The organism is Streptomyces sp., from assembly GCF_050698815.1.
Lineage (GTDB): Bacteria > Actinomycetota > Actinomycetes > Streptomycetales > Streptomycetaceae > Streptomyces.
In genome coordinates this window covers 1-3419 of sequence record NZ_JBOHCV010000544.1, presented here as the reverse complement: position 1 = coordinate 3419, position 3419 = coordinate 1, and the positions used below count along the sequence as shown (strand labels likewise).

2 protein-coding genes are annotated in these 3419 nt (G+C 69.7%); both read left to right on the top strand.

The genetic code is table 11. The annotated features are described in order from the left end of the window. Positions 1-1722 (top strand): glycoside hydrolase family 65 protein (locus ACRDP3_RS19730; protein ID WP_431518294.1); only part of this gene is annotated, 1722 nt, incomplete at its 5' end. A 336-nt stretch (positions 1723-2058) separates the two neighbouring features. Next, positions 2059-3419, top strand: a 1361-nt coding sequence (locus tag ACRDP3_RS19725) for a family 2B encapsulin nanocompartment shell protein (protein ID WP_431518293.1), incomplete at its 3' end; no start/stop codon positions are given.

Sequence of the window (3419 nt, the reverse complement as noted above, 5' to 3'; positions counted from 1 at the left end):
CTGGTGCACCGCACCAGCCGCAGCGGCCAGCGGGTCGCCGCGGCGGCCGACCACGTCGTCGACGGCCCGGACTCCACCCGCACGTCGAGCGAGAGCGGCGAGAACGTCAGCCGCCTCACCGTCACGTCGGTGCTGAAGCCCGGTGAGTCGCTGCGGCTGGAGAAGACGGTCTCCTACGGATGGTCGAGCGTCCGCTCGCTGCCCGCCGTACGCGACCAGGTGGACGCGGCGCTGGCCGCCGCGCGCAGCACCGGCTGGGACGGTCTGGTCGACCAGCAGCGCACGTACCTGGACGACTTCTGGGCGCGCTCGGACGTGGAGGTGGACGGCGACGCGGAGATCCAGCAGGCCGTCCGCTTCGCCCTCTTCCACGTCCTGCAGGCCGGTGCCCGCGCCGAGCAGCGCGCGATCCCGGCGAAGGGTCTTACCGGTTCCGGTTACGACGGGCACTCCTTCTGGGACACCGAGACGTTCGTGCTGGCGCTGCTCACCTACACCTCACCGCAATCGGTCGCCGAGGCGCTGCGCTGGCGCTACGACACGCTGCCCGCCGCCCGGGACCGCGCGAAGCAACTGGGCCTGCGGGGCGCGGCGTTCCCGTGGCGGACGATCGACGGATCGGAGTGCTCGGCGTACTGGCCGGCCGGCACCGCCGCCTTCCATGTGAACGCCGACATCGCCGACGCGGTGGTGCGCTACGTGGCCGCCACCGGCGACAGCCGCTTCGAGCGGGAGACGGGGATGCCGATCCTGGTGGAGACGGCCCGGCTGTGGCACTCGCTCGGCCACCACGACCACCAGGGCGCCTTCCACTTCGACGGGGTCACCGGCCCCGACGAGTACAGCGCCATCGCGGACGACAACGTCTACACGAACCTGATGGCGCGGGCGAACCTGCGGAACGCGGCGGACGCCGCCGAGCGGCACCCGGAAGAAGCCACCGCCTTCGGCGTCGACGACGAGGAGGCGGCCGCCTGGCGGGACGCGGCGGACGCCGTCGCGCTGCCGTACGACGAAGACCTCGGCGTGCACGAGCAGTCGGCCGGCTTCACCGGCCACAAGCTGTGGGACTTCGCCAACACCCGGCCGGACCAGTACCCGTTGATGCTGCACTTCCCCTACTTCGACCTGTACCGCAAGCAGGTGGTCAAGCAGGCCGACTTGGTACTGGCCATGTACCGGCACGGGGAGGCCTTCGACGAAGAGCAGAAGGCACGTAACTTCGACTACTACGAGCAGCTGACCGTACGGGACTCCTCGCTCTCCGCGTGCTGGCAGTCGGTCATGGCCGCCGAAGTCGGCCATCTGCGGCTCGCCTACGACTACTTGGGCGAGGCGGCCCTGATGGACCTGGCCGACCTGGAGAACAACACCCGCGACGGTCTGCACATCGCCTCGCTCGCCGGCACCTGGATCGCGCTGGTGGCGGGATTCGGCGGCATGCGGCACCACAACGGCACCCTGGAGTTCGCGCCCAAGCTGCCGGAACGGCTCAGCAGGCTCGCCTTCACGGTGCAGGTGCTGGGGCGGCGGCTGCGGGTCGAGATCCGCGGCTCCGTCGCCACCTACACCCTGGTCGAGGGGTCACCGATGGAAATCTGCCACTACGGCGAACACTTCACCGTGGACTGTGAGGAGCCCCGCACCCGCAAGGTCCGGCGCCCGCCCCGCCGCCCCGAGCCGAAACAGCCCCCGGGCCGCCGCCCGGCCAGCCGTCACTAGGGCCAGGGAAGCAGCCGCTGCCGGCCACCGCAGCAGAGTTGGCAGCAGTTGGCAGCTGTTCTGAAAACCGGGGGGTGGGTGGCCGTGCCGTGCCGTGCGCCGAACATGCTCTCCGCCAGAGGCGGCCAGATCTCGTCGGTCGTTCCGACAAACATGGCACAGAGCAAGAACACCACATCGAGGTAACTCCCACGGCCTCAGGGGCGAGCCGGGCGCGACGGCCGTTAGTGTTCCCCGAGATCTGGACGGATTCCCAGCGATTCACCCCTCTTTTCGCCTTTCGTCGGTTGGCGCCGCCGTACGCCCCTCACACCCTCGCGAAGGAGAGCTCGCCCGATGACCACTGAGACCAGCCCGGAACCGCAGCTGGACCCGCCTCCACAGTCCAGCCTGAGCACCGCAGCCGCCCGCAACCTCGCCACCACGACCAAGACCGCCCCGCAGATGCAGGGGATCACCTCTCGGTGGCTGCTGCGGGCGCTCCCCTGGGTCGAGGTCAAGGGCGGCACCTACCGGGTGAACCGTCGGCTGAGCTACACCGTCGGCGACGGGTGCATCGAGTTCATCCAGGACGGTACCGAGGTCAGGGTGATCCCCCGTGAGCTCGGCGAACTGGCCCTGCTGCGCGGCTTCGAGGACGTCGAGGTACTGACCGCGCTCGCCGGCCGCTGCGTGCAGCGCGACTTCCGCGCGGGCGACGTGCTGGTCGAGCGCGGTACCCCGGCCGAGCAGATCCACCTGATCGCCCACGGCCGGATCCACCAGACCTCCGTCGGCAAGTACGACGACGAGGTCCGCGTCGCCGTGCTCGCCGACGGTGACCGGTTCGGTGAGAGCGCCCTTCTGGACGACGACGGCAGCTGGGACTGCACGGCCACGGCCGAGACCTCCGGCACCCTGCTCACCCTGTCCCGTGCCGACTTCGCCGCGGTGCTGGCCACGGCGCCGAACCTCCAGGCGCACGTCGAACGGTTCAGCTCAATTCCCCAGCAGCGGCAGAACCGGCACGGCGAGGCCGACATCGCGATGTCGGCCGGTCACCACGGGGAAATCGGGCTGCCTGGCACCTTCGTCGACTACGAACTCAACCCGCGCGAGTACGAACTCTCCGTCGCACAGACCGTTCTGCGGGTCCACACGAGGGTCGCCGACCTCTACAACGAGCCGATGAACCAGACCGAGGAGCAACTCCGGCTCACCATCGAGGCGCTGCGCGAGCGCCAGGAGCACGAGCTGATCAACAACCGGGAGTTCGGTCTGCTCCACAACGCCGCCTTCAAGCAGCGGATTCAGACCCATTCCGGCCCGCCCACCCCGGACGACCTCGACGAGCTGCTCTGCCGCCGCCGCGGCACCAAGCTCTTCCTCGCCCACCCGAAGACGATCGCCGCGATCGGGCGCGAGTTGAACGCCTTCGGGCTCTACCCGACCCATGTCGACCTGGGCGGACAGCAGGTCCCGGCGTGGCGAGGCGTCCCGATCCTGCCCTGCAACAAGATCCCCATCAGCAAGGACAGCACCAGCTCGATCCTCGCCATGCGCACCGGCGAGGACAACCAGGGCGTCGTCGGCCTGCACCAGACCGGCCTGCCGGAGGAGTACGAGCCGGGCCTGTCGGTGCGCTTCATGGGCATCAGCGAGCAGGCGATCATCTCGTACCTGGTCAGCACCTACTACTCCGCCGCCGTCCTGGTGCC